Source organism: Brucella sp. GW823-FHT04E01 (assembly GCF_058796175.1).
On sequence record NZ_JBXAIK010000001.1, the window covers coordinates 820,212 to 841,076 of the forward strand.

Consider the following 20,865-nt stretch of genomic DNA (forward strand, 5'->3'; position numbering starts at 1 on the left):
GACCTGTTAGCCGATCCTGATGACCGTATCGGAAGCGAACGCATATTGCGGAATGTGCATGTTCTCCGGAGCCGGACCACTGCGGATACGTCCGGCAGTGTCATAGGTCGAGCCATGGCATGGGCAGAACCAGCCACCGAAAGAACCGGATTCACCGAGCGGCACGCAACCCAGATGGGTACACACGCCGATCATCACCAGCCAGTTTTCCTTGCCCTCGCCTGCCGAGCGGGCGACATCGGTCGCCTGCGCATCCGCTGCGAGGTTGGCGTTACGTGCGTTCTGATCCTTGAGATCACCAAGAGCGGTTGTCTTGGCATCCTCGATTTCCTTGGCGGAGCGGTTACGAATGAAAACCGGCTTACCACGCCATTTGACAGTTAGTGATGCTCCTTCCGTCAGGGACGAAACATCAACCTCGATGGACGCAGCCGCGAGTGTCGAAGCGTCCGGACGCATCTGGTCGATAAACGGCCAGGCCAGTCCGCCAACTCCGACGACACCGGCCATTCCCGTCGCAATATACAAAAAATCACGCCGTGTCGGCTCAGCCGTGTCGTGTGCGCTCACGTGCCAATTCCTTTTCAACCTGCATGTTCAATTGAACTCTCCCCTCGTCCTCTTTTGCACTTGCGCAAAAGTAGTCCTGCAAGTGCTCACAGGACGAAATTCCCTCCATTTCACTATCCGGTTTATGCGCGTAAAAATCGCTTGTCCAGACACCAACCCCTTATGACGGCACGATGTCGCAGGCGGATTTGCTTGCTCAATTCAGGGAATGCACAGCAAAGCGATAACGCATTACAGACAGTGGAAAGCTTTCAGCTTTCTCCGTTCCTCCCTATGAAACCGCCCGACTGGCGGGCCCAAAGTCCCGCATAGATGCCACCGCGGGCGATAAGTTCGTCATGCGTCCCCTCCTCCACGATGCGGCCTTGATCCATCACAACGAGACGATCGAGCGCTGCGATGGTGGAAAGGCGGTGAGCAATCGCAATAACCGTCTTTCCATCCATAAGGCGTTTCAAATTCTCCTGAATCGAAGCTTCGACCTCCGAATCGAGTGCGGAAGTCGCCTCATCGAGGATGAGGATTGGCGCGTCCTTCAAAATAGCGCGAGCGATAGCAATGCGCTGGCGCTGCCCGCCAGAAAGCTTGACGCCGCGCTCGCCCACAAAGGCATCGAACGACCGCCGCCCCTGGAAATCCTCCAGACTGGCAATGAACCCATCGGCTTCGGCCTGACGTGCTGCCTGCAGCAGTTCTTCGTCGGTCGCATCGTCGCGCGCCAGCATGATGTTGTCGCGCAGCGACCTGTGCAGCAATGCAGTTTCCTGACTGACGACCGCGACCGCCCGACGCAGCGAGGTCTGGGTGACATCGCGAATGTCCTGACCGTCCACGAGGATCGCGCCTTTCTCGACATCGTAGAGGCGCAGGATGAGATTTACGAGGGTAGACTTGCCCGCCCCGGAATGCCCGACGAGACCGACGCGTTCACCACCGCGCACAGTGAGGTTGATATTGTCGAGAACGCCCGCAGCCTTGCCGTAGTGGAACGTGACATCCTGAACATCGATACGCGCCTTAGTCACCTGCAAGGGTTTGGCACCGGGCCTATCCTCAAGACCGAGCGGAGCAGAAACCAGCCGCATGGAATTCTCGATCAGTCCGAGCTGGCGCAGCATGCCATTGAGCTGCATCATGAGACGGCCAAGGAGCATATTGAGGCGCAGCACGAGGCCAAGCGTGAACGACACCTGCCCGACCGTGATGGCATTGCGCGTCCACAAATCGATGGCAATCGCCGCAACCGTCACGATCATCAGGCCGGAAAGTGCGGTGAGCGAAACACGAACGCCGGTGAGTGAGCGCATGAACGGAAGAATTGCGCCGAGATACCGCTCGAAACCATCGCGCAGATAGCGCTCATCGTCATCGGCAGTATTGAGCTTGATCGTCTGGATGTTGGAATAGCTGTCAACGATACGCCCGTTAATCATCGATCCCGCCTCGGCAGAAGCCTCAGCGTGCTTGCGGATGCGCGGCAGATAGCGCCAGGCGATGAAGCCGAAGGCAATGATCCAAAGGACTACCGCCGCTGCCAGCCGCCAGTCGAGCCGACCGACCAGAAACAGCGTGGTGATGCTGTAGATCGCCATGAACCAGACGACCTGAATGAGACTTTCAATGAGATCGCCTGCCGCTTGCCCCGCCTGCCAGACCTTGGTGGCAATGCGCCCGGCAAAATCATTCTGGAAGAAGGCATAGGACTGGCGGAGAACATAGGAGTTCGCCTGCCAGCGGATCATATTGTAGAAACCCGGCGACAAGGTCTGGTCTTCCAGCAGCGTGTTGATCGCCGTCACGACGAGGCGGATTACAAGGACGGTTATGCCCATGAACAGAAGTTCTGGCCCTGCCGCCTGCAAAAGCGCCGACCAGCTTCGTTCGACGCCACCCTTCCCCGCCTGATCGAGAATATCGACCAGCCTGCCGGTGAAATAGAACAGGCCCGCCTCGACCAGCGGCAGCAATCCGCCAACCGCAAGCGAAACGGCGAGCGGCCATTTCGCTTGCCTCGCATAATGCCAGAGAAAGCCGAGCGTGGTTGAAGGCGGTCTCAGCCGGTCCGGTTCACGAAAGGGATCGACCCAACGTTCGAACAGGCTGTAAACCGCTTTCATCAATGGCTTCTGTCCTTATTGTACCAGCGCATCCTCGGGATTTTCATCGAAGCCGAGGAAACCGCCGGACTGGCGGGCCCATAGACTTGCATAAATGCCGCCGAGCGCCACAAGTTCCTCATGCGTGCCATCTTCGACGATGCGCCCCTTGTCCATCACCACGAGACGATCAAGCGCCGCAATGGTGGAAAGGCGGTGCGCGATGGCAATCACGGTCTTGCCTTCCATCAAGGTGTTGAGACTATCCTGAATGGCTGCTTCGACTTCCGAATCGAGCGCCGAGGTCGCCTCGTCCAGAATGAGGATCGGCGCATCCTTCAGCATCACACGCGCAATGGCAATGCGCTGGCGCTGTCCGCCGGAAAGCTTGACTCCCCGTTCGCCGACATGCGCATCCAGCCCCTGCCGTCCCTTCGGGTCGGTCAGCAGCGGAATGAACTGGTCGGCCTGCGCCAGACGAATGGCCTGCTGGAGCATCTCTTCGGTCGCATCCGGCCGCCCATACATGATGTTCTCACGAACCGAACGGTGCAGAAGCGAGGTATCCTGCGTCACCATGCCGATATTGGCGCGAAGCGAATCCTGCGTGACTTTGGAGATGTCCTGCCCATCGATCAGAATGCGGCCCTTCTCCAGATCGTAGAAGCGCAACAGCAGATTGACCAGCGTGGACTTGCCAGCACCGGACCGCCCAACCAGACCCACTTTCTGGCCCGGCTGGATCGTGAGCGTGAGATTTTCGATAACCCCTTTGCCCTTGCCGTAATGGAAGCCGATCTTGTCGAAGTCGAGTTCGCCTCTGGTCACCTGCAATGCCGGTGCACTGGGGACGTCCACGACCTCATGCGAACGCGCAATCGTCGTGATCCCGTCCTCCACCGTACCTATATTTTCAAACAGGGCCGACATTTCCCACATGATCCACTGCGACATGCCGTTGAGGCGCAGAACCAGACCAATGCCCACAGCAACGGCGCCAACGGAAATCGCTTCATTCATCCAGAGCTGGATGCCGATTGCACCCACCGCAAACAGCAGAATGCAGTTCGCCATATAGAGCGTGAAATGAAACAACGTGATGAGTCGCATCTGCCGATGCACGGTACCGAGGAAGCCATCGAGGCTTTCCTTCACATATGATTCTTCCCGGCTTGAATGCGAGAAAAGCTTCACGGTTGCGATATTGGTGTAGCTGTCGACGATACGTCCCGTCATCGATGAACGCGCATCGGCCTGCTGTTCTGAAATCACGCGCAGACGCGGGATGAAAACGCGCAGCAATATGATGTAGACGACGAGCCAGACGGCAAACGGGATCATCAGGACAAGGTCCGCAGACGCTGCAATAAACAGCGTGCCCGCAAAATAGACGATCACATAGTTGAGCACGTCCAGAAGCTTCATCACCGTTTCACGAACGGCGAGCGCAGTCTGCATCAGCTTGGTTGAAATACGCCCGGCAAACTCATCCTGAAAGAAAGCCATCGACTGGCGGATCAGGTAACGGTGCATCAGCCAGCGCACACGCATCGGATAATTGCCGAGCAATGTCTGGTGGATAAGCAGCGAATGGATCAGTACCACGCCCGGAAGGACGACCAGAACAACACCAGCAATCAGCGCAAGCCGCCAGCCTTCATTGCTCAGAAATGTCTCTCGCGACTGATGTGACAGCCAGTCGACAATATTGCCCATGAAGGCAAAGAGCGACACTTCGATCACGGCGATGAGCGTGGTGAAGATTGCCATGCCGATGATCCACGGCCAGGCACCGCGGGTATAATAAAGGCAAAAGGCTACCAGTCCGCGCGGGGGCTCGCGCGGCGGCTCTTCGGGATAGGCTTCGAGTCGTTTTTCAAACCATCTGAACATGGTGCACCTTTTAGGTGGTCCCGGAAGAATTGCCAAGACGGAAGAGGAACAAAACGGGAATATTTCTACAGATGTTTTCTGTAGAAATCACGACACCGGAGCTGTTGATGTTCCGGCTATTGCCGCCTTCGGTGCTTGCGGCGATCTGCATTTCGCGTTACCCGCATCATATGGAACTGCGCGTCGCACTTTACCAGCCCGACATTCCCGGCAACACGGGAACCATCCTGCGTATGGCCGCTTGCCTCGGCTTCGCGGTCGACCTGATCGAACCTGCCGGGTTCGACATTTCCGACCGGTCCCTGAAGCGTGCCGGCATGGACTATCTGGAGCAGGCAACCCTCACCCGCCATGCGGACTGGCACCACTTCGAAGACTGGCGTCTGCAGGCCAAGCGCCGGATCGTGTTGCTGTCCACCAAGGCAGCGATCCCCTATACGGATTATCGGTTTCAGGAAAATGACATTCTGCTCTTCGGGCGTGAGTCGTCGGGCGTTCCCGACAATGTCCACAATTCCGCCGATGCACGGCTTCTGATCCCGATGATGCCCGGCGCGAGATCGCTAAATCTTGCGGTTTCGGTTGCGATGACGGCAGGCGAAGCTCTGCGCCAGCGGAGGGACAAGGTCGATTCCCTCCGGCAGGAATGACAACGCCAGAATTGCGCTTCGCGAAAGGACCGGCTTCGCAAAGCACCCCCGCCCCATCCGGTCTGAAAGGCTCGCTTCGTCCATGAACCTGTCTGTTCGTACACTCACTCTTGCTGCTTCCGCCGCTTCCCTGCTGGCAAGCGCTCCGGCTTTCGCCAAGGAGGCTTCGCCTATCGCGCCAAAGGTGATGGTCATCACCATGTTCGGCGAAGAAGCCAAGCCATGGCTTGAAGGCGAAAAATTCACGCAGAAGATCAAGCTGCCGGGCCTGAGCCCCGAATATCCAGAGATCGACTGCACCGCCGAAGGCCTCTGTCACATGACGACGGCGATGGGCTTCGCCAATGCCGCAAGCGCGACGGCGGCTATGGCGCTGAGCGACAAGCTCGACCTCTCGCACACCTATTTCCTGATCGCTGGCATTGCCGGTGTCGACCCGAAGCACGGCACACTCGGATCGGCGCATTGGGCAAAATATTCCGTCGATGCCAATCTGAACCATCGCATCGACATTCGGGAAGCACCGGAAGGCTGGCCAACGGACTTTTTCGGCCTCGGTGCTGCAAAGCCCGGCGAAAAGCCGAAATGGGCTGCGGGCACTGAAGTCTTCGAACTGAACGGCAAGCTGGCCGATTACGCACTGGCAACAACCAAGGGCATCGAACTTCTCGATAGCGACGCAGCGAAGGAATACCGCAAGCACTACACGCAGGAAGCGGCGACCGGCTCGCCAAAGGTCACGATCTGCGATACGGCTTCGGGCGATACCTACTGGCACGGCGCGAAGCTCGGCGAAGCCATGACCGAATGGTCGAAGCTTCTGACCGACGGCAAGGCCGACTACTGCACATCCCAGATGGAAGACAATGCCACACTGACCTCGCTGAAACGGGCTGCCGACGCTGGCAAGCTCGATTTCAACCGCATCGCATTGCTGCGCACCGCGTCGAACTTCGACCGTCAGGGCAAGGACCAGACGGCTGCTGAATCGCTTGCCGCAAATTCCGGCGGCTTCCCGCTCGCCACAACCAACGCCTATCGCGTCGGGAAGGCCTATGCCGACAGCATTATCCAGAACTGGAATGCGTGGGAGAAGGCACCACAGACTGCAGGGAAATAAAACTCCAATCATTGAGCTGGCAGTTTTTTTTGAATATAAATTGCCAGCTCAAACAAGCGGTTGATTCAAAGTATTATAAAAATTACTCCATCTCAAATTACACTCTAATTGATATGGGGCTAAATAATGAAGAAAATTATATTCTTTATTTTTTTATATTCTTTGAACTGCAGCAATGCCATTTCGGCGGATATTTCAAATCAGAAAACCACAGATGTAAATTATACATTTTCTGGAAGCATCGGATACTCCTGGATCAAAGCTGACGAACTAGTCTACGACGAAGACAATAGAATAAGTCATCTTATCTGGAAGTCTCAAATGCCGATCTTAAACGGCAAGATAACGGCAGACATTGGTTCTGACCTTACATTCTCAGGAAACTTGAACGTCGGTCTGACTGGAAGCGGAAATTTACACGATTATGATTGGCTTTCCGACGTAGGCGGTTTCAGCGGATACGACTTTAACAACTGGACAGATCACTCTCTAAGTGAAACCGATTTAGACCGCTACATCAGTTTTGATGTCGCCCTGGGGCATAACTTCGTTATCAATCCGCAGAATACGCTGAATATTCATGGCGGATTTAAGTATACGAACGTGAAGTGGACGGCTTATGGCGGCGATTATGTCTACAGTTCAACCGATTTTCGTGACACTGAAGGAACATTTTCTGACGGAAAAGTAATAAGTTACGAACAGCGTTTGCCTGCGCTTTTCATTGGTTCTGAATGGACCACCAAGCTGGATCGATGGTCGTTCAGCGCTCTCGGACGTGTTGGTGTCACCGTTTCCGGCAAAGATGTCGACGATCACTGGCTACGCAACCTGCGTTTCAACGAAACATTTGACAGTGCGCCATACTTTGAACTTCAAGCCAACGCTTCCTATTCGTTTAACGAACAAACAAGCCTTTACGTCACTGCCGGGTTTGAAAAGCACTTGAAAATGAGAGGTGACACCCAAACTTTCGATCACTCCGACAACACCGTGAGCTTCGTGCCAGACGGCGCTGGCGCTTCGCTTCAGGCAGCAACTGTATCAGCTGGCCTGAAAGTAAAATTCTAGAACTTTGTTTCGATCGTGTCGAACAGACTCACGTTGAAACCAAAGCTTCCAACGTGAGACAAAACGGGTAACGATATAACGAACCAGAATTGAAAGCGCCCCGGGCTTTTGCCGCAGGGCGTTTTTACAATGTCCTAATTGGAATCTCGATTCATTGAATTAAGCCGCTGGGCTGAACCAGTTCGCTAATCCGCAGTCGCCAGCCGGCGCATGGTGAACTCGATCACGTCATCCGGGCGCTCGCACCAGCTCTCGATTTCCGTCCAGTAGGCCGCTTTCGGGAATGTCTCGAACCATTCACGCGCTTTTTCACGTGCCGCCAGCCTCGGCAGGGTGAATGTCTCGCGAACGAAACCGTCGCGCGGCATCCGGCTTTGCTTCAGGCCTTTCTGGGCGCGACTCTTCTGCAGCTGCTTGCGCAAGCCTTCGAGCGGTGGACGGGGCGGTGCTGCTGTCATGCTATGCCCTCCCGGCAAAACCGGAAATGAATGACTTCCAAACCCTAGGTAGAGAAAGATAGGGGAGCGGGTCTACAAAGACGAGTCTTTTCTTGGGGAGAGGGTCTATACTACCCTGTGATCGCGCGCTTCGTGCTTTGCGCCTGCAGCGGACTTTGATAAGCCAAGAAATAATAGTTCATCCATTTACCCTTGGCTGCCTGATACCGCCGAGCGATCCGGCAAACCGCGCCGGAAGGAAACAGACAATGCAACGCGACGAAATTCCAGCAATCATCCCCGCAGACATCGAAGAGAAGAAACAGGCGGCACAGCGCTGGTTCGAGGAACTGCGCGACCGTATCTGTGCAAGCTACGAACAACTTGAAGATGAATTGCAGGGCCCACTTTCAGATCGTGAGCCCGGACGTTTCGTCCGCACGCCCTGGCAGAAGGACGAAGGCCGTGGCGGCGGTGGCGTCATGTCGATCATGCATGGCCGTGTCTTCGAAAAGGTCGGTGTGCATGTCTCGACGGTCTATGGCGAGTTCTCGCCGGAGTTCCGCAAGCAGATTCCCGGCGCAGAGGAAGACCCGCGTTATTGGGCGAGCGGCATTTCGCTCATCGCCCATCCGCAAAACCCGAATGTGCCTGCCGTCCACATGAACACGCGCATGGTCGTGACCACGCGCCAGTGGTTCGGCGGCGGTGCCGACCTGACGCCGGTTCTGGACAGCCGCCGTACGCAGGACGATCCCGATACACTCGCCTTCCACAAGGCTTTCCGTTTCATCTGCGAGAAGCACAAGGACATCGTCGACTATCAGCGCGTGAAGGACTGGTGCGACGAATATTTCTTCCTGCCGCATCGCAATGAACCGCGTGGCACCGGTGGCATCTTCTATGACTGGCTGCATTCGCCGGACGAAAAAGGCGGCTGGGACGCGGATTTTGCCTATACACGCGACGTGGGACGAGGTTTCTCGGTCGTCTATCCGCATCTGGTGCGCCAGAACTTCAACAAGGACTGGACCGACGCAGATCGCAACGAGCAGCTCATCCGCCGTGGCCGCTATGTCGAGTTCAACCTGCTCTATGATCGCGGTACGATCTTCGGCCTCAAGACCGGCGGCAATGTGAATTCCATCCTGTCTTCCATGCCGCCCGTGGTGAAGTGGCCTTAACAGTACTGAATGAAAAGGGCCGGTTTCCCGGCCCTTTTTTATATGTTGAATGCGGTATGATAGGCGGCATCGCCCTGTGGCATATCGGGCCCGAAGGCCAGACACTGAAAATATTCCGCGGGCACACCCGGCAGTTTCAGCCGCGCATCGGCCTTGAAGCCGAAACGACCGTAATAGCCGGGATCACCCAGAAGAACGCAGCCTTTAGCTCCAGTCGCACGCAATAGCGCAAGGCCTTCGCGGATCAGCTTGCCGCCGATCCCCTCGCCTTGCCGGTCTGGACGGACCGAAACAGGGCCAAGCCCGTACCAGCCCTTGTCCTCGCCGCCGATCAGGACGGGCGAGAATGCGACATGACCCAGAATTTCGCCCTTATCTTCGGCAACCAGCGACAGAGTGAGCGCCTTTGCAGCGCGAAGCGCATCAACGATCTCTCCTTCCTTCTGGTTGCTATAAGCCACGGTGCGGAATGCCTCATCCGTGAGGTGACGGATTTCGGCGGCGTCTTCAGACGTTTCCTTGCGAATATGCATGACGCTCTCCTTCACCGGTTATTGAGCTGAGCGCGAACATTTTCGCGCCCTTTGAACGAGATGCGATAAGGACTGCCCATTCGGGATTCGATCAGCCGCTTACGGCGCAATTGCTGGAAAACTGCCATCGTGCAATCGGAAAGCAGATAGCCTTCACGGGTAAAGCATTCGATTTCGCAGATATGTCCGTCTTCGCGCAGATGGCGGATGTAACCGCCCTGCGCCAGCACGTGCAAGACGCGCTGTTCCATGCGTGAGATATTCATTGTTGTTCTTGCCTGGATGGAAACCATGACAAGCATCAGCTCTCGCGGATGGTGAACCATCCACGGCCAATGCCGTTTCCGCTCCTGAACACTGCCAGTCAGACGCTCTCAGCGCCTGCCATCTTGCAGCTTGTTCGGAACGATCAAAGGCTTCCTACAATCTCCGGCATCAACAATTCCTCGTCATGGTATTCCCGGCAAAACCCAAAATGGCAGTGCGGCAGGGAACACATAAAAACAGGAGGGCGATAAGCCCTCCTGCACATTTATAAGCGCTGAGCGCCGCTGTCAAACCGTTCAGTTTTTCGGCTGGTTGCGCAGCTTTTCGGCTTCCGCATAAAACTTCTTTTCCCACTCATTGTGGTTATCGAGCCCCTCCTTGATGAACGGCGTGAAGATCGCAAGGTTCATCAGGCACCAGTTGACCAGTCGAGCCGGGAACTTGAGCGGCTTCACAAAGTCGACGAAAAGGACCACGCGCGTTTTGTCGGTATGGTTCCACGCCTCATGCTCATAGGCATCGTCGAAAATCAACACCTTGCCTTCCTGCCAATGACAGACCTGATTGTCCACGCGGATGGCAAGCTGGTCATTCGGTTCCGGCACGATGAGACCAAGATGCAGGCGCAGCACGCCATTATAAGGTCCGCGATGCGGCGGCAGATGCTTGCCCGGTTCGAAGATGGAGAACATTGCCGTCGTCAGGCCGGGAATCTTGTTCACGATACGCCAGGTTTCCGGGCATGCCTTGATGTTCTGTTCCGACTTCACACCGAAACCGAGCAGGAAGAATGTCTTCCAGCGATTATCGGTCGAGATCGTTTTCACATCGGTCGAAATATCCTGAAAGGAAGGCAGCTCACTCTGACGCAGCAGAACCGTATCCAGCTCCTTGCGGATGGCAGGCCATTCCTTCTCGATCTCGGCGGACCAGGGGAAAGTCGCATTGTCGTAGACGGGCGGATTGCCGAGCTTGGCATATTTCAGATTGAGACCTTCGGCCCAGGATACGATCCCCATGAAAAAACGGGTGATCGGGCTTGGCCGGTCCATGGCGGCGATGCCTTCGGTGCCAAACTTCTGCTTCGGATCGGTCGCTGCTTTGTCTTGTATCGATGTATCGGGGTTGGACATCTCATATTCTTTCAAAACGCGCGCTGAAAAGTTTTCTTTGCCAGTATTGGGCCTGTTTTGGGTATGTTTCGCCCCAAAACCGGTTCCCACTTTTGGGAAACATGCTCCAGCTATAAAGCGATGAAACTACGGCTGAAATTTGCAAGCAAGCCATTAGCTATTCATTTTCAGGGCATTTCCAACAAAAGTGAGACACGGTTTTGTGTTCGGAAATGCCTGAGAAAAAGCGGTTAGAGCGAAACCGCTCTAACCGCGATCAAGTTTGTCCAGAAGCGTGGCACGGTCAATACTAAAACCGGAGTCAATCCAGAAAGTTTCGAGAGACCGCAATGTTTCTCCAAGACCGGGGCCTTTTTCAATGCCCAAAGCCAGAAGATCACTGCCCGTGACAGGGAAAACAGGCGCATCGTAATGTTCGGCAGCATCGAGAAGACGTGCGAAACCACCGGCGCGGATCATCGCATCGTCGCTGCCCACAGCATCGGCCCTCGCCGCCGCATAGGCCAGACGAATGCGGTCAAGCACAGCCTGCTTGCTGCCGCGATAGATAGTCTTCTTCAAAGCTTGCTCGGAAAGCTCCGGCTTGACCGCATCGGCCCGTGCCCAGGCTTCAAGCCGCGCCCTTTCCGCATTGGACATTTTCAGCCGCTTGCCCATCTCCTCCATCCGCACGCTGTCGGGTGGAATAATGCTTTCAAGCCGCAGCAGCGGATCAGGCTGCCAGCCAAGATCGGCCTCGGTCCGCACCAGCCCATGAATGGCGTCGATGCCCCATTTCTCGCTTTCAGGCAGAATGAGATTCAAGACACCGGCCTGTCGCATCCACAAAAGCGCGCGCGACGGATCGGGAGCGGACAGGAGTTTCTTCAGTTCCGACCAGACCCGTTCGGCGGAAAGTTGTGAAAGACCGTCCTTCAATCGTGCGCTGGCGCGCAAGCCCTCAGCCTCGGGCCGTCCCGAACCATACCAGGCGAAGAAGCGGAAAAAGCGCAGGATGCGCAGGTAATCCTCTCGAATGCGCTGTTCCGCATCGCCGATGAAGCGTAGCGTCCGGCTCTCAATATCGCCAAGCCCGCCCACATCATCGATCACGCTGCCATCAGCCGTCACATAAAGTGCATTGATGGTGAAGTCGCGCCGTTCCGCATCGGCTTTCCAGTCGGTGCCGAAGGCGACCTTGGCATGGCGGCCATTGGTTTCAATATCCTGCCGCAGCGTCGTGACCTCGAACGGATGGCCCTGCACGACAACAGTGATCGTGCCATGCTCGATACCGGTCGGCACCGGCTTGAAACCGGCTTCATTTGCCAGCCTCACCGTATCCTGCGGCAAATGCGTCGTTGCCAGATCGACATCGCTGACCTTGGTGCCGAGCAGCGTGTTGCGCACTGCGCCACCCACGACACGCGCCTCGCCGCCATCGCGGTTCAGCGCCTTGAACAGGCCTTGCAACGGCTTTGCTTTCAGCCAGTCCGCCTTGCCGGAAATATTCATACTCTCGCTCAAACGTAGAGCCTTTCATAAAGTCCGCGAATGATACCGGCGGTTGCCCCCCAGATGAATCGCTCGTGATAAGGCATGGCGTAATAAAAGCGTTCCTTGCCGTTGAATACCCGGCTTTCACGCCGATGGTTCTCCGGGTTCATCAGGAAGGAAAGCGGCACCTCGAAAATATCGGCGACTTCATCCGGGTTCGGATGCACGTCAAACGGTGTTTTCACCACCGCCAGAATGGGCGTGATCGAAAATCCGCTACCGGTGAGATAACGCGGCAGGTTGCCGATGATCTCCGCACGATCCGCCGCAAGCCCGATTTCCTCATTCGCCTCGCGCAGTGCAGCCCGTTCCGCCGTGCCGTCCTCCGGGTCGATTGCGCCGCCCGGAAAGGCGATCTGGCCGGAATGCTTGCGCAGCGTATCGGTGCGTTGCGTCAAAAGCAGTGTGGCCTCCGATCCGCGATCCACCACCGGCACCAGCACGGCGGCGTCGCGCATCTTAGCCATCGTCATTAATTGTGTAATATCGGGATTAAGCGAATGATCGCCCGTCAGATCATCCTGGCTGGGACGCCACTGCCGAACCCGCTCGGCAAAATCACCGGCTGAAAAGGCTGGGAATTCACTCATTGCAGTGCAGCCTCCAGTGCATCGGAAGCCATGATCGGAAAGACCACGCCGCCAGAGCGAACCGCAAATGTCGGCACGCCGTCGATTTCGATCTCTTCGCCCAGCGCCACCAGATCATACATCACAGCACGCGCAATCAGCGCCTCCAGCCGTCCACGAACCAGCACATAGGGCTTCAATCCACCGCTTGTCCGCTCGATCACGAAGCGCAGGGGATGCTGCGCGTCGGCGGTCACGACATCTCCCACATTGGTGCGGAAGGTCAGCACCTGCGCATCGCCTTCGCCAGACACTTCCATCTCGACGGCAACAAAATGCGCATCCTCGACGCGGATGCCGACTTTTTCCACCGGAGTTACGAGATAGGTCCGGCCGTCGTCGTCCTTGCGCAGCACGGTCGAAAACAGCCGCACAAGCTGTTTGCGCCCAATCGGCGTACCCATATAGAACCAGGTGCCATCTGCCTTGATTTCCATATCGAGATCGCCGCAAAAGTCAGGGTTCCAGCGCTCAACAGGCGGGATTCCGCGCTCTTTCGTCGCCGGACCGCTTTGCGCATCCGCATGGGCGCGCGCAATCAGGGCTTCCAGCCCGCCAGTTCCTTCCGCGGTGCGCATCGAACTTTGCGGCGCGTCTTTGCCTTCAGGGGTGCTTTTTATCATCCGACTCGGTTATTCCTGCTCGAATGTGTTTAATATGCTCGAAGTCATGAAATAGTCACCGTTTCGCGGCTTGTCAGCACTATATGCGATTTATAAGGCACTTCCGCCAGAGCGGTCATATTGCGAGGTCCACATGAGCGTTATCGTTACGCCTGAAACCGCCAATCCCGAACAGATCGTCGCGGAGGCCGAACGGGCGCTCGCGGACATCGCACGCATCAAGGAAAGCGTCGGGACTGTGATCTTCGGTCAGGAAAACGTGATCGAGCGCACGCTCGTCGCCGTTCTGGCTGGCGGGCACGCCTTGCTGGTCGGCGTACCGGGTCTCGCCAAGACCAAGCTGGTCGAAACGCTGGGCACCGTGCTCGGCCTTTCCGGCCAGCGCATCCAGTTCACGCCCGACCTGATGCCATCCGACATCATCGGTTCGGAAGTCATGGAACAAGATGCCGACGGGCGCCGCTCCTTCCGCTATCTCAAGGGCCCGATCTTCGCGCAGCTCCTGATGGCTGACGAAATCAACCGTGCTTCGCCGCGCACGCAGTCTGCGCTTTTGCAGGCCATGCAGGAATATCATGTCACGGTCGCGGGCCAGCGCTACGACTTGCCCGCACCGTTTCATGTGCTTGCGACACAGAACCCGCTGGAACAGGAAGGCACCTATCCGCTGCCGGAAGCCCAGCTCGATCGCTTCCTGATGCAGATCGACATTCTCTATCCGGAACTGGATGCGGAACGCCGCATTCTTCTGGAAACAACCGGCGTTTCCGAGGCCAAGGCCTATGAGATCATCAACGCCGAACGGCTGATCGAAATGCAGACTTTAGTGCGACGCATGCCGGTGTCGGAAAGCGTTGTGGAAGCAATCCTCAAGCTGGTGCGCTCCGCCCGTCCCGATGCCGATAACGACCATGCGAAGAAGCACATCGCCTGGGGTCCCGGCCCCCGCGCCAGCCAGGCATTGATGCTCTGCGCACGCGCTCGCGCGCTCTATGAAGGCCGTCTCGCCCCATCCGTAGACGACGTGAAGGCACTGGCCGAGCCAGTCCTTCAGCACCGCATGGCGCTCAACTTTGCTGCGCGCGCCGACGGCATGCATATTCGTGACGTCATCGCAAATTTGGTAAAGGCTGCCGTCTGATGGTCATTGGCGCAGAAGTTTCCACCGCAGATCGCAAGGAGACACTTGCTCGCGCCCGTGCGCGGGCAGCGGCTATCCCCGATCTGCTGGTTGAAGCTCAGCGCGTGGTCAACACCGTCATGAATGGCTGGCACGGACGGCGCAAACGCGGTCCCGGCGAAAATTTCTGGCAGTTCCGCCCCTATGTGGACGGCGAATCCCTTGCCCGTATCGACTGGCGGCGTTCCGCGCGCGACGATCATACCTATGTCCGCGACCGCGAATGGGAATCCGCCCATACGGTCTGGCTCTGGTGCGATTTCTCGCCCTCAATGCTCTATCGCTCGCAGCTCGCGCCTGTTTCCAAGGAAGCGCGTTCGCTCGTGCTGACGCTCGCTCTTGCCGAACTTTTATCGCGCTCGGGCGAACGCATTGCCTTTCCGGCGCTGATCCAGCCTTTTTCTGCCCGCAACGGAGCTGAACGTCTGGCGGCAGCGCTGATGCACGAAGCGCCGGTTGCAGCACTGCCCGACATCACCCAGATCCGCCGTTTTTCGGAAGTCGTCCTCGTATCGGATTTCCTGCATCCGTTCGATGAACTGACCGATCTTCTCGACCGTCTGGCACAACGCGGTGTCCGCGCGCATCTGGTTGAAGTTGCCGATCCTGCCGAAGAAACATTTCCCTATTCGGGCCGCACCGAATTCCGCGATCCTGAAACCGGCGCCACGCTCGTCGCCGGTCGGGCCGAAACCTATGCGGACGATTATCGCCGCCTCTACATTGCGCGCCGTGAAACCCTGTCGGATTTCTGCAAGCGGCTCGGCTGGAGCTATACGGTCCACCGGACAGACAGGCCGACGGCGGAAGCACTGGCACGGCTTCACGATGCGCTGAGCACCAGCGGAAACTTGAGCGCCGCCCTGCCTGCAGCGGGAGGCGCGCGCACATGAATTTTCTGCCGCTCGCCTTCGGTTCGCCGCTCATTCTCGCGGGGCTGATCGCCCTGCCGGTCATCTGGTGGCTTTTGCGCATGACGCCGCCGCGTCCGCAGGAAGAAACCTTTCCGCCGCTTCGCATTCTGGCGCAGGTTTTCAAGCGCGAGGAAGTGCCGTCGAAAAGTCCATGGTGGATGACGCTGCTGCGGCTGCTGATTGCCGCGCTCGTCATTCTCGCACTTGCCTCGCCGGTCTGGAATCCGCGTCCGGTCGCGCTGTCCGGCAATGAGCCGCTTGCCATCGTCATCGACAATGGCTGGGCTTCCGCCGAGGACTGGCAACAGCGGGTCAATGCTGCCGAAAAACTCATCTCCGATGCAGAGGGCAGCAATGCTCCGATCTACATCGTGGGTTCGGCGGAACCGGCCAACGCCGAAATCGGCCCCTATGACGGCAAGAGTGCTGCCGAGCGCCTTCAGGCACTGGAGCCGCGCCCGATCCCGGTTGACCGCAAGTCGGCAATGGACCGACTGGCTTCCACCTTGCCCGCGGATACAAAGGTCCGCCTTGCCTTCATGAACGACGGACTGGCATCATCAGATGATGCGGAAACCTTCGCAGAACTGGACAAGTCGGGGCATCTCGCCTCCGTTCTCTGGTATGGCGCGAGCCTCAGCCGCACTTTGGCGCTGACCGGCATAGACAACAAGGCTGACAGTCTGGAAGCCGTCGCCATCCGCCCGGAAGGCGTATCGGCTCCGCGCACGCTCACTGCCGCTGCCTATGACGACAAGGGACGCCGCATCGCCGAGGCGCCGCTTTCCTTCGCGCTTGGAAGTGCGGAAGGCACGGCACGGTTCAACCTGCCAGTGGAGCTTCGCAACGATTTCCGCCTGATCCGTGTCGATGGTATCGAACAGGCAGGCGCAACACGGCTGATTGATGCAGGATCGGAACGGCGCACCGTCGGCCTTATCGCCAGCGGTGACGGCGATCTGGCGCAGCCCCTTCTCTCGCCGCTGCATTATATTTCCCGTGCCCTGTCGCCCTATGTCAATCTGATCGAACCACGTTCTGCCGATCTTCTGCAATCCGTGCCGGAAGTGCTGGATGCAAAGCCGTCGATCCTCATCATGGCCGATATCGGCACGCTGCCACAGCCTGTCACCGAACAGCTTTCCAAATGGATCGAGGACGGCGGCACGCTGGTGCGGTTCGCAGGCCCGCGCCTTGCCGGTGCCAGCGACAATGATCCGCTTCTGCCGGTGAAATTGCGCAAGGGCGAGCGCGCCTTGGGCGGCACGCTGTCCTGGTCCGAACCGCAGAAGCTGCGCATTTTTCCTGACAAGGGACCTTTTGCCGGTCTGGCTGTCCCCGATGATGTGACCGTCACCCGGCAGGTTCTTGCCGAGCCGTCGTTCGATCTCAACGACAAGGCTTACGCCGTTCTTCAGGATGGAACGCCGCTTGTGACCGGCGAACAGCGCGGACGCGGCAATATCGTGTTGTTCCACATCTCTCCCGATGCCAGCTGGTCGAGCCTGCCCATTTCGGGTTCCTTCGTGGAAATGCTGCGCCGCATCGTGTCGCTGTCACAGAGAACCGGCGCGCAGGAAAATCAGGCTTCGGTCTCTCTGCCGCCCTACCAGCTGCTTTCGGCTTCCGGCGCGCTGACCCCGCCGACATCCGAGGCCAAGCCACTGATCGTCGAAAAGAACAAGCAGGCCAGCGTCAGCATCAACACGCCGCCCGGCTTTTATGGCAATGAGGACGGCTTGAAAGCGCTCAACATCTTCGAAGGTGCGAACATCAAGCTGCAACCCATTGCCCAGCCGACACTTTCCGTCGGAATAACACCTGCCTCCTATACATCGGACCAGTCGATTTCACTGGCGGGTCCATTCTTTGCGATCGCCGCAATGCTTCTCGCACTCGATACGCTTTTGATGCTGTGGCTGCGCGGGGCCTTCCGTCGCCGCATGAAAGTGCGTGCCAAGGTGGCGGGAATAGCTGTTCTGTTGGCCGGTTCCCTCGCCTTCAACCTTCTTCCTTCCGGAATGGGCGAAGCAAAAGCACAGACTCAATCCCAGTCTGGGGCTCAAGAGCAGGTGCATGACGACAGCAAGCCCGGAGACGAGGCGATCATCAACTCCGTCTCGCAGACGCATCTTGCCTATGTCATCACCGGCAGCGCCCAGACCGACGACATCAGCAAGGCAGGCATGCGGGGCTTGAGCTTCGCGCTGATGGACAAGACCGCACTCGAACCGGGCGACCCTATCGGCGTCGACCCCGCCAAGGACGAACTGGCCTTTTATCCGCTGATCTACTGGCCTATCGACCCGCAGGCACCGATGCCGAGCCCGGAAGCGATTGCCAATGTCGATGCCTATATGCAGCAAGGCGGCACCGTGCTTTTCGACACGCGCGACCAGTTGCAGGCCGGAGCCAGCCTCGATCCGTCCGCCTCACCCGCCAACCAGCGCCTGCGCGCCATTCTCGACGGCATGAACGTTCCGCCGCTGGAACCCGTGCCTGACGATCATGTGCTGACCAAATCCTTCTTCATCATGCCCGATTTTCCGGGTCGCTATGAAGGAAGCCCACTGTGGGTGGAGGCTTCGACACCGAACGCTTCGCCACGGGAGCGCCCCGTGCGCACCGGCGACGGCGTGACGCCGATCATGATTACAGCCAATGATTTCGCTGGCGCATGGGCTGTGGATGAGCAAGGCAATCCGCTGCTCCCGACTGTGCCAAACGATCCGATGCAGCGCATCTATGCCATTCGCGGCGGCGTGAATATCGTGATGTATATGCTGACCGGCAACTACAAATCCGATCAGGTCCACGCCAAGGACCTCATCGAACGGCTGGGGAACTAGCATGATGTTTTGCAGCCACGTCATCGCCCGATCCCGCTTCTCTTTTCCCCTCGTCGTGAACGCGAACGGCGGTAGGAGGTGAGAATGGATATCGAATTCGAACCGTTCCTCTCCACGCCCTGGCTGATTGCCATCCTCGTGCCGCTGGCGCTGTTGGTGCTGGCCACGATTGCGTTACGGATGCGCGGCGGTCTGATCCGTCTGCTGGCTGCGGCGGCACTTGCGCTCGCGCTTTTCAATCCCGTCATCATCAATGAAGAACGCGAACCGCTGAAAAGCGTGGTCTCGGTGGTCGTAGATCGCAGCCAGAGCCAGGAACTCGGCAGCCGTCGTGCCGACACTGATGCTGCCTTGAAGGCGGTGCAGGACCAGCTTGCCACCATGCCGCAGTTTGAAACCCGCGTGGTAGAAGCAGGTAAGCCCGGCGAAAACGAAGACGGTTATGCAACCCGGCTTTTTGGGCCGCTGGCACGTTCGCTTCTCGACGTGCCACCGTCCCGCGTCGCGGGCGCGATCATGATTACCGACGGTCAGGTGCACGACATCCCAGGTAACAAGAATGCGCTCGGCTTCGATGCGCCGCTGCATGGTCTCGTGACCGGAAAGCCGGACGAATTCGACCGCCGCATCCGCTTCAACAAGGCACCGCGTTATGGCATCAGCGGCAAGCCGCTCGAAATGTCGTTTACGGTGATCGATGAAGGCAAAAACCTCGGCAGCCCTGCGCCGGTCGAAATCCGCGTCAATGGCGAAACCGTCAGCGAGGAAGAAGCGCAGGTCGGGCAGGAAACACCCGTCACCATCACCTTGCCGCGCGCCGGTGTCAACATTGTCGAAATCGCCACGCCAGCGCTTCCCGGTGAAGTAACAGACACCAACAATCGCGCTGTCGCAACCGTGGACGGCGTGCGCGAGAACCTGCGCGTGCTGCTCGTTTCCGGTGAGCCGCACAATGGTGAACGCACATGGCGCAACCTGCTGAAATCCGATGCCGCCGTCGATCTCGTTCACTTCACCATTTTGCGCCCGCCGGAAAAGCAGGACGGCACTCCGATCAACGAATTGTCGCTGATCGCTTTCCCGACCCGCGAACTCTTCGTGGACAAGGTCAACGAGTTCGACCTCATTATTCTCGACCGCTATCAGCACCGCGATGTGCTGCCGCTCCTCTATTACGATTACATTGCGCAATATGTGGAGAATGGCGGTGCCTTGCTGGTCGCAGCCGGCCCGGAATATGCAGGCGAAATGTCGATTGCCCGCACGCCGCTTTATAGCGCCCTGCCCGCCATGCCGACTGGTGCCGTGACGGAAAAGGCGTTCTATCCACGCCTCACGACGATCGGCAAACGCCACCCCGTCACGCGCGGGCTTGATGGCAGCGAACAGGAGCCGCCGCACTGGAGCCGCTGGTTCCGCACCATCGACATCACCGCGCCGCAGGGCGAAACAGTGATGAGTGGCGCGGACAACAAGCCGTTGCTGGTTCTCAACCGCGTCGGAAAAGGCCGCGTCGGCATGTTCCTCTCCGATCAGGGCTGGCTTTGGGCGCGCGGCTTCGAAGGCGGCGGCCCTTATGCTTCGCTCTATCGCCGTATCGCCCATTGGCTGATGCAGGAGCCGGAACTGGAGGAAGAGGCGCTGACCGCCTCAGGCAATGGCCGCACCCTTTCCATCCGCCGCCAGACCATGGGCGACAATCCGGGTGTTGCAACCGTCTCGACCCCATCCGGCAAGGAATTGCAGGTCAATCTTGCGCCCAGCAAGCCAGGCCTGTTTGAAGGTTCGCAGCAAACGGACGAGATCGGCATCTTCCGGGTGAAAAACGGCGATCTGGAAGCACTGGCCCATGTCGGGCCGATCGATGCGCCGGAATTTGCGGACAGTATCTCCACAACGGATCGTTTGAAGCCGCTCGCTGAAGCGGCCGGTGGCTCGGTCCATCGCGTGCATGCAAGTGCCGATAGTTCGGTCCGGGTTCCCACGATTACCGCAATCAGCGGCAACCGTAGCGCCAGCGGCAACGACTGGATTGGCCTGCGTGAAACCTCGGATACGCAGCTGAAAAGCGTCAATCGCCTGCCGTTGTTCTCCGGCTTCCTGGCGCTCGGCCTGCTGCTCTTCGTCTTCGGCAGCATGTGGTATCGCGAAGGGCGGTAAACCGCCCCTCGCTTTCCCCT

At 58.0% G+C, this 20,865-nt stretch carries 18 protein-coding genes; 8 read left to right on the forward strand and 10 right to left on the reverse strand.

What is annotated here, in order from left to right; genetic code table 11:
- Window positions 1–6: 6 nt before the first annotated feature.
- The 3 genes from petA to AC1RHM_RS04125 form a co-directional block, all read right to left on the reverse strand.
- Entirely contained in the window at window positions 7–570 is a 564-nt protein-coding gene (gene petA, locus AC1RHM_RS04115; RefSeq protein WP_010659609.1) for a ubiquinol-cytochrome c reductase iron-sulfur subunit, read from the reverse strand.
- 251 nt (window positions 571–821) lie between these two features.
- Window positions 822–2,687, reverse strand: coding sequence for an ABC transporter ATP-binding protein (locus AC1RHM_RS04120; protein WP_029376056.1), 1,866 nt, complete (start codon window positions 2,685–2,687; stop codon window positions 822–824).
- 15 nt (window positions 2,688–2,702) lie between these two features.
- Entirely contained in the window at window positions 2,703–4,559 is a 1,857-nt protein-coding gene (locus AC1RHM_RS04125) for an ABC transporter ATP-binding protein (RefSeq protein WP_010659607.1), read from the reverse strand.
- Window positions 4,560–4,729: 170 nt separating this feature from the next.
- On the opposite strand from AC1RHM_RS04125, the gene AC1RHM_RS04130 reads away from it, so the two are divergent.
- From AC1RHM_RS04130 to AC1RHM_RS04140, 3 genes are all read left to right on the forward strand, one after another.
- Window positions 4,730–5,209 (forward strand): tRNA (cytidine(34)-2'-O)-methyltransferase, encoded by a 480-nt coding sequence (locus tag AC1RHM_RS04130; protein WP_010659606.1) that lies wholly within the window; start codon window positions 4,730–4,732, stop codon window positions 5,207–5,209.
- Window positions 5,210–5,291: 82 nt separating this feature from the next.
- Entirely contained in the window at window positions 5,292–6,329 is a 1,038-nt protein-coding gene (locus AC1RHM_RS04135; protein ID WP_010659605.1) for a purine-nucleoside phosphorylase, read from the forward strand.
- A 126-nt stretch (window positions 6,330–6,455) separates the two neighbouring features.
- Complete coding sequence (locus tag AC1RHM_RS04140) at window positions 6,456–7,400, forward strand: omptin family outer membrane protease (protein WP_036563636.1); 945 nt, start codon at window positions 6,456–6,458, stop codon at window positions 7,398–7,400.
- Between the two features lie 185 nt (window positions 7,401–7,585).
- Here AC1RHM_RS04140 and AC1RHM_RS04145 read toward each other — a convergent pair whose 3' ends face one another.
- Window positions 7,586–7,858 (reverse strand): hypothetical protein, encoded by a 273-nt coding sequence (locus tag AC1RHM_RS04145; protein WP_010659602.1) that lies wholly within the window; start codon window positions 7,856–7,858, stop codon window positions 7,586–7,588.
- 248 nt (window positions 7,859–8,106) lie between these two features.
- Here AC1RHM_RS04145 and hemF point away from each other — a divergent pair, with 248 nt between their 5' ends.
- Window positions 8,107–9,021, forward strand: a complete 915-nt coding sequence (hemF, locus tag AC1RHM_RS04150; protein WP_010659601.1) for an oxygen-dependent coproporphyrinogen oxidase — start codon at window positions 8,107–8,109, stop codon at window positions 9,019–9,021.
- A gap of 38 nt (window positions 9,022–9,059) precedes the next feature.
- Here hemF and AC1RHM_RS04155 read toward each other — a convergent pair whose 3' ends face one another.
- From AC1RHM_RS04155 to AC1RHM_RS04180, 6 genes are all read right to left on the reverse strand, one after another.
- Window positions 9,060–9,554 carry a GNAT family N-acetyltransferase gene (locus AC1RHM_RS04155; protein WP_010659600.1) on the reverse strand — a complete coding sequence of 165 codons (495 nt, stop codon included), beginning with the start codon at window positions 9,552–9,554 and terminating at the stop codon, window positions 9,060–9,062.
- A gap of 11 nt (window positions 9,555–9,565) precedes the next feature.
- The gene (locus AC1RHM_RS04160; RefSeq protein ID WP_010659599.1) at window positions 9,566–9,820 is read right to left on the reverse strand and encodes a YjhX family toxin; all 255 of its coding nucleotides are present in this window, start codon (window positions 9,818–9,820) and stop codon (window positions 9,566–9,568) included.
- A gap of 297 nt (window positions 9,821–10,117) precedes the next feature.
- Window positions 10,118–10,954 carry an ornithine lipid ester-linked acyl 2-hydroxylase OlsC gene (gene olsC, locus AC1RHM_RS04165; protein ID WP_010659598.1) on the reverse strand — a complete coding sequence of 279 codons (837 nt, stop codon included), beginning with the start codon at window positions 10,952–10,954 and terminating at the stop codon, window positions 10,118–10,120.
- 246 nt (window positions 10,955–11,200) lie between these two features.
- Window positions 11,201–12,460 carry a CCA tRNA nucleotidyltransferase gene (locus AC1RHM_RS04170; protein WP_029376055.1) on the reverse strand — a complete coding sequence of 420 codons (1,260 nt, stop codon included), beginning with the start codon at window positions 12,458–12,460 and terminating at the stop codon, window positions 11,201–11,203.
- Window positions 12,457–13,080 (reverse strand): CoA pyrophosphatase, encoded by a 624-nt coding sequence (locus AC1RHM_RS04175; RefSeq protein WP_010659596.1) that lies wholly within the window; start codon window positions 13,078–13,080, stop codon window positions 12,457–12,459. Before AC1RHM_RS04175 ends, AC1RHM_RS04170 begins: the two co-directional genes overlap by 4 nt.
- Window positions 13,077–13,742 (reverse strand): DUF1285 domain-containing protein, encoded by a 666-nt coding sequence (locus tag AC1RHM_RS04180; protein ID WP_010659595.1) that lies wholly within the window; start codon window positions 13,740–13,742, stop codon window positions 13,077–13,079. Before AC1RHM_RS04180 ends, AC1RHM_RS04175 begins: the two co-directional genes overlap by 4 nt.
- Window positions 13,743–13,875: 133 nt before the next feature.
- On the opposite strand from AC1RHM_RS04180, the gene AC1RHM_RS04185 reads away from it, so the two are divergent.
- The 4 genes from AC1RHM_RS04185 to AC1RHM_RS04200 all read left to right on the forward strand — a co-directional run bounded on the left by AC1RHM_RS04185 (window position 13,876) and on the right by AC1RHM_RS04200 (window position 20,845).
- Window positions 13,876–14,883 (forward strand): AAA family ATPase, encoded by a 1,008-nt coding sequence (locus tag AC1RHM_RS04185; RefSeq protein WP_010659594.1) that lies wholly within the window; start codon window positions 13,876–13,878, stop codon window positions 14,881–14,883.
- Complete coding sequence (locus AC1RHM_RS04190) at window positions 14,883–15,815, forward strand: DUF58 domain-containing protein (protein ID WP_010659593.1); 933 nt, start codon at window positions 14,883–14,885, stop codon at window positions 15,813–15,815. The genes AC1RHM_RS04185 and AC1RHM_RS04190 overlap by 1 nt, the downstream gene beginning before the upstream one ends.
- Window positions 15,812–18,685 (forward strand): DUF4159 domain-containing protein, encoded by a 2,874-nt coding sequence (locus tag AC1RHM_RS04195; protein ID WP_010659592.1) that lies wholly within the window; start codon window positions 15,812–15,814, stop codon window positions 18,683–18,685. Before AC1RHM_RS04190 ends, AC1RHM_RS04195 begins: the two co-directional genes overlap by 4 nt.
- A gap of 84 nt (window positions 18,686–18,769) precedes the next feature.
- Complete coding sequence (locus tag AC1RHM_RS04200) at window positions 18,770–20,845, forward strand: glutamine amidotransferase (RefSeq protein WP_010659591.1); 2,076 nt, start codon at window positions 18,770–18,772, stop codon at window positions 20,843–20,845.
- The last annotated feature ends 20 nt before the right edge of the window (window positions 20,846–20,865 follow it).

What these genes read in the sequence shown, in the direction of transcription:
- AC1RHM_RS04120 (WP_029376056.1), bottom strand. Translation starts at nt 2,687, where the DNA reads ATGAAAGCGGTTTACAGCCTGTTCGAACGTTGGGTCGATCCCTTTCGT.
- AC1RHM_RS04125 (WP_010659607.1), bottom strand. Translation starts at nt 4,559, where the DNA reads ATGTTCAGATGGTTTGAAAAACGACTCGAAGCCTATCCCGAAGAGCCG.
- AC1RHM_RS04130 (WP_010659606.1), top strand. Translation starts at nt 4,730, where the DNA reads ATGGAACTGCGCGTCGCACTTTACCAGCCCGACATTCCCGGCAACACG.
- AC1RHM_RS04135 (WP_010659605.1), top strand. Translation starts at nt 5,292, where the DNA reads ATGAACCTGTCTGTTCGTACACTCACTCTTGCTGCTTCCGCCGCTTCC.
- AC1RHM_RS04140 (WP_036563636.1), top strand. Translation starts at nt 6,456, where the DNA reads ATGAAGAAAATTATATTCTTTATTTTTTTATATTCTTTGAACTGCAGC.
- AC1RHM_RS04145 (WP_010659602.1), bottom strand. Translation starts at nt 7,858, where the DNA reads ATGACAGCAGCACCGCCCCGTCCACCGCTCGAAGGCTTGCGCAAGCAG.
- hemF (WP_010659601.1), top strand. Translation starts at nt 8,107, where the DNA reads ATGCAACGCGACGAAATTCCAGCAATCATCCCCGCAGACATCGAAGAG.
- AC1RHM_RS04155 (WP_010659600.1), bottom strand. Translation starts at nt 9,554, where the DNA reads ATGCATATTCGCAAGGAAACGTCTGAAGACGCCGCCGAAATCCGTCAC.
- AC1RHM_RS04160 (WP_010659599.1), bottom strand. Translation starts at nt 9,820, where the DNA reads ATGAATATCTCACGCATGGAACAGCGCGTCTTGCACGTGCTGGCGCAG.
- olsC (WP_010659598.1), bottom strand. Translation starts at nt 10,954, where the DNA reads ATGTCCAACCCCGATACATCGATACAAGACAAAGCAGCGACCGATCCG.
- AC1RHM_RS04175 (WP_010659596.1), bottom strand. Translation starts at nt 13,080, where the DNA reads ATGAGTGAATTCCCAGCCTTTTCAGCCGGTGATTTTGCCGAGCGGGTT.
- AC1RHM_RS04180 (WP_010659595.1), bottom strand. Translation starts at nt 13,742, where the DNA reads ATGATAAAAAGCACCCCTGAAGGCAAAGACGCGCCGCAAAGTTCGATG.
- AC1RHM_RS04185 (WP_010659594.1), top strand. Translation starts at nt 13,876, where the DNA reads ATGAGCGTTATCGTTACGCCTGAAACCGCCAATCCCGAACAGATCGTC.
- AC1RHM_RS04190 (WP_010659593.1), top strand. Translation starts at nt 14,883, where the DNA reads ATGGTCATTGGCGCAGAAGTTTCCACCGCAGATCGCAAGGAGACACTT.
- AC1RHM_RS04195 (WP_010659592.1), top strand. Translation starts at nt 15,812, where the DNA reads ATGAATTTTCTGCCGCTCGCCTTCGGTTCGCCGCTCATTCTCGCGGGG.
- AC1RHM_RS04200 (WP_010659591.1), top strand. Translation starts at nt 18,770, where the DNA reads ATGGATATCGAATTCGAACCGTTCCTCTCCACGCCCTGGCTGATTGCC.